We start from the raw sequence: 4,236 nt of genomic DNA on the forward strand, positions 1-4,236 counted from the left end.
GGGCGGAGAACTGTATGTGGCAACAGACCCTGATTACCCTCCGGGCNANGCCCCGGGGCTTTCATCTGGTAACGGACGAGTTACTCGCCGGCCTGCCTGAACTCAAGGCGTGCCGGGTCGGCCTGTTGCATCTGTGGCTGCAGCACACCTCGGCCTCGTTGACCATCAACGAGAATGCCGACCCGGCGGTTCGCCGTGACTTCGAACGATTTTTCAATCGTCTGATCCCACAAGGAACAGACGGCTATGAGCATAACGACGAAGGCCTGGACGACCTCCCGGCGCACTTCAAGGCCAGCGTGCTTGGCTGTCAGCTCAGTTTGCCGATTTCGGCAGGCCGCTTGGCAATGGGGACCTGGCAAGGTGTTTATCTGGGCGAGCACCGTGATCATGGCGGTGCCCGTAAAGTCCTCGCCACCGTGCACGGTGAAGAGGCATGAACCGCTGGTCACTAGCGGTTATTGAATTTTTCCGGCGACTGTCGACAGCGAGTGAGGCTGGGCTATAACTAATCTGCTTTTCGCAAGTCATGAGGTAGAACATGAGCGACGATGATCTGGAAAACGACGACCTTGAAGTAGGTGACGACGACGAAACCGAAGAAGGTCTGGAAGCAGCGGCCGAAGACGTCGCTGAAGACGACGGCGGTGAAACGCCCGTTCCGACCGCCAAGGGTAAAGCCAAGGCTGCGGTATCGGTCGATGAGCTGCCGAGCGTCGAAGCCAAGAACAAGGAACGCGATGCTCTCGCGCGGGCCATGGAAGAGTTTTTGGCCAAGGGCGGCAAGGTGCAGGAAGTAGAGGCCAATGTGGTCGCCGATCCTCCCAAGAAGCCTGACAACAAGTACGGCAGCCGGCCTATCTAAGCGCCTGCCCTTGCTTGCTGAAAAAGCCCGCCGTCGCTGCGGGCTTTTTCATGTCTGAAACAACAATCATGGGCCTGCGGCGCTCCCACAGGGTTTTGTGTGTTCTCAGGATCAGTGTCGGGAATTCCAGAGNCATGTCTGAAACAACAATCATGGGCCTGCGGCGCTCCCACAGGGTTTTGTGTGTTCTCAGGATCAGTGTCGGGAATTCCAGAGGGCCAACAACGCTGGCAACTCAGTCAAGCTGCGAATCTCCGCATCTGGAGCCTTCTCGGCTTCCCAGGCCTTGCCTGCCGGGTTAAACCAGATCGCCCGCAATCCCGCCTGCTGCGCCCCGGCAATGTCATCCCCCGGATGATCGCCGATATGCACCGCCGTTTCCGCCGTCGCCCCGCCACGCTGCAACGCCTCATGAAACAGTCGCGCATCGGGCTTGGCGATGCCGATGTCTTCGGCGCACAACGCAAACTTGAAGTAATCCGCCAGCCCCAGCCGGCGTACATCGGCGTTGCCGTTAGTGACCACCCCCAAGGCGTAATGCTTGGCCAGGGTTTCCAGCGTCGGCTCGACTTCGGGAAACACCTCGATCTGGTGCCGGGCATGCAGAAAGACTTCAAAACCCTTGTCGGCCAGCTCCGAAGCCTGTCCGTGGTCGTATCCGGACTCTTCCAGTGCATGGAAAAGCACCCGGCGGCGCAACGCACTGATGCGGTGTTTGAGGCTCGGCTCGCTGGTCAGGATCCGCTCACGAATAGCCCACAAATGCTCCACCGGCACCGCACCCAGGTTCGGTGCGTGCTCGGTCAGCCATTCACGCAGTATGGCTTCGGCGCTGACGATCACCGGGGCGGTGTCCCACAGGGTGTCGTCGAGGTCGAAGGTGATCAATTGGAGGGTCATGAGTCGCCGCCCTTGATGCGTTTGGCCCGTGGATGGGCACTGTCGTACACCGTAGCCAGGTGCTGGAAGTCNAGGTGGGTGTAGATCTGCGTGGTCTTGATGTCCGAGTGGCCNAGCAATTCCTGTACGGCGCGCAGGTCCTGCGAGGACTCCAGCATATGGCTGGCAAAGGAATGCCGCAGCATGTGTGGGTGCAGGTTTTGCCCCAGCTCACGCTCGCCGGCTGCCTTGACCCGCAATTGAATTGCCCGGGGGCCAAGGCGCCGGCCTTGCTGGCTGACAAACACCGCGTCGTCCGCCGGATTGGTCATGGCCCGTAGTGGCAGCCACAGTTCTAGCGCCTCGCGAGCTTTTTTGCCGACCGGCAGCAGTCGGGTCTTGCTGCCCTTGCCGAGCACTTGAACCATGCCGTCGGCCAGGTCCAACTGATCCAGATTAAGCCCGGTCAGCTCCGAAAGGCGCAAACCTGAGGAATAGAACAGTTCCAGAATCGCCTGATCCCGACGCGCCAGGAAGTCATCCTCCACCGCNCCTTCNAGCAATTGCAGCGCGCGGTCGGTGTCCAGGGTCTTGGGCAGGCGCCGCTCACCCTTGGGCGGGGCCAGGCCATTGGCCGGGTCGTGGTCGCACAGGCCTTCGCGGTTGAGGTAATGATAGAGGCCGCGCACCGCCGACAGCAGGCGGGACAGGCTGCGCGAAGATTGACCCTGGGAATGCAGGCGCGCGATCAGGCTGCGCAGACGCTGAATGTCTAGCGCGGCCCAGCTGCTGATGTTCTGTTTGACGCACCAGCCCAGCACTTTGTCGAGGTCGCGGCGGTAGGCGTACAGCGTGTGGGGCGACACCTGCCGCTCACTGCGCAGGTGTTCGCAGTAAGCGTCCAGTTGCCGTTCCACGATCAGCGTACCGAGCGCAGGGAACTGTTGACCCGAGGCAGCACGCGGCCCATGACTTCGGCGATGTAGGTCAGAAACAGCGTGCCCACCGAGCTTTTGTAGTGCTGAGGATCACGACTGGCGATGGCCAATACACCGTGCAGGCCTTGATAGCTGATGGCGACGACGGCGGTGGAGCCGATCTGTTTGCGCTGTTCTTCACCGAACAGGAAGTCCAGTTCGTGATCGCGCAGGCTGCCGCTGACGCTTTTGTCTTCCGAGAGCAAGCCGCCAATGGCCGTTTGCGCGTCGGCATGGGTGACCCAGCGGCCCACCGGCATCGGGTTGTCGCTGAACAGAATCAGGCTGACAAACGGCACCTGGAAGTCCTGGCGCAGGCTGTCTTCCACGGCAATGACCGTTTCTTCGAGGCTGGTGGCATCCATCAGGGTAAGAATCAGGCGACGGGTCTTGTCGAAAAGACGGTCGTTGTCGCGGGCCACGTCCATCAGGTGCGAGAGCTTGTGGCGCATTTCGATATTGCGCTCGCGCAGGATCTTCATCTGCCGCTCCACCAGCGACACGGTATCGCCGCGCTGGTGGGGAATGCGCAGGGCGGGCAGCAGTTCTTCNTGNTCGACGAAGAAATCCGGATGAGCCTCCAGGTACGCGGCAATCGCCGCCGCCTCAAGGCTTTCGGAAGGGGATTCGTCGGGCTGTGGGGCGGGAACCTGAGGCTTGTCTTTCATGGATTCAACTCTCTCAAAGACGCACTTGTCCTTCATAAACGCGGACTGCCGGNCCGGTCATCATCACCGGGTGGCCAGGGCCTGCCCATTCGATGGACAAGCGTCCGCCGGGCAGGTCGATCAGCAGTGGCGAATCCATCCACCCCTGGCTGATCGCGGCGACGGCGGCGGCGCAAGCACCGGTGCCGCAGGCCTGGGTTTCCCCGGCGCCACGTTCCCAGACGCGCAACTGCGCACGGTTCCGGTCGATGACCTGGAGAAAACCGACGTTGACCCGCGCCGGGAAGCGCGGGTGGTGTTCGATTTTCGGCCCCAGTTCATGCACCGGTGCGTTGTTGATGTCGCTGACCCGCAGCACGGCATGGGGGTTGCCCATGGAGACGGCGGCCAGTTCGACGGTCGTACCCTCGACATCGAGCTTATAACTCAAGGCCTGTTCTGGTGCGTCGAACGGAATCTCGGCCGGCACCAGGCGCGGTGCACCCATGTTGACACCGATCTGGCCGTCGCTGCGAATATCCAGCTCGATCACACCGCTCTTGGTCTCGACGCGAATCTGCCGCTTGGCGGTCAGGCGTTTGTCCAGCACAAAGCGGGCGAAGCAGCGCGCGCCGTTGCCGCACTGTTCCACTTCGGAACCGTCGGAGTTGAAGATCCGGTAGCGGAAATCCACCTCCGGGTTGCTCGGCGCTTCNACGATCAGCAATTGGTCGAAACCGATNCCGGTGTGCCGATCGCCCCATTGTTTAGCGTGCTTGGGCAGGATATGCGCGTGCTGGCTGACCAGGTCGAGAACCATGAAATCATTGCCCAGCCCGTGCATCTTGGTAAAACGCAGCAGCATGGC

Annotated in this window: 6 protein-coding genes; 2 read left to right on the forward strand and 4 right to left on the reverse strand. The window is 61.3% G+C overall.

Annotated elements, in window-relative coordinates; all coding sequences use genetic code 11:
* The first annotated feature begins 14 nt into the window (after positions 1–14).
* Both B7L09_RS18305 and sutA read left to right on the forward strand, forming a co-directional pair.
* Positions 15–440 (forward strand): secondary thiamine-phosphate synthase enzyme YjbQ, encoded by a 426-nt coding sequence (locus B7L09_RS18305; protein ID WP_094470026.1) that lies wholly within the window; start codon positions 15–17, stop codon positions 438–440.
* A 101-nt stretch (positions 441–541) separates the two neighbouring features.
* Positions 542–865 (forward strand): dormancy-specific transcriptional regulator SutA, encoded by a 324-nt coding sequence (gene sutA, locus B7L09_RS18310; RefSeq protein ID WP_094470027.1) that lies wholly within the window; start codon positions 542–544, stop codon positions 863–865.
* A 195-nt stretch (positions 866–1,060) separates the two neighbouring features.
* Here the strand turns inward: sutA and B7L09_RS18315 are convergent, their stop codons facing one another.
* From B7L09_RS18315 to dapF, 4 genes are all read right to left on the reverse strand, one after another.
* Complete coding sequence (locus B7L09_RS18315) at positions 1,061–1,765, reverse strand: HAD family hydrolase (RefSeq protein ID WP_094470028.1); 705 nt, start codon at positions 1,763–1,765, stop codon at positions 1,061–1,063.
* Positions 1,762–2,661 carry a tyrosine recombinase XerC gene (gene xerC, locus B7L09_RS18320; RefSeq protein ID WP_094470029.1) on the reverse strand — a complete coding sequence of 300 codons (900 nt, stop codon included), beginning with the start codon at positions 2,659–2,661 and terminating at the stop codon, positions 1,762–1,764. The genes B7L09_RS18315 and xerC overlap by 4 nt, the downstream gene beginning before the upstream one ends.
* A 2-nt stretch (positions 2,662–2,663) precedes the next feature.
* Positions 2,664–3,389 (reverse strand): DUF484 family protein, encoded by a 726-nt coding sequence (locus tag B7L09_RS18325; protein ID WP_094470030.1) that lies wholly within the window; start codon positions 3,387–3,389, stop codon positions 2,664–2,666.
* Positions 3,390–3,402: 13 nt separating this feature from the next.
* Positions 3,403–4,233 (reverse strand): diaminopimelate epimerase, encoded by an 831-nt coding sequence (gene dapF, locus B7L09_RS18330; protein WP_094470031.1) that lies wholly within the window; start codon positions 4,231–4,233, stop codon positions 3,403–3,405.
* Positions 4,234–4,236: the final 3 nt, after the last annotated feature.

It is taken from the genome of Pseudomonas mandelii (genome assembly GCF_002251635.1).
GTDB lineage: Bacteria > Pseudomonadota > Gammaproteobacteria > Pseudomonadales > Pseudomonadaceae > Aquipseudomonas > Aquipseudomonas mandelii_B.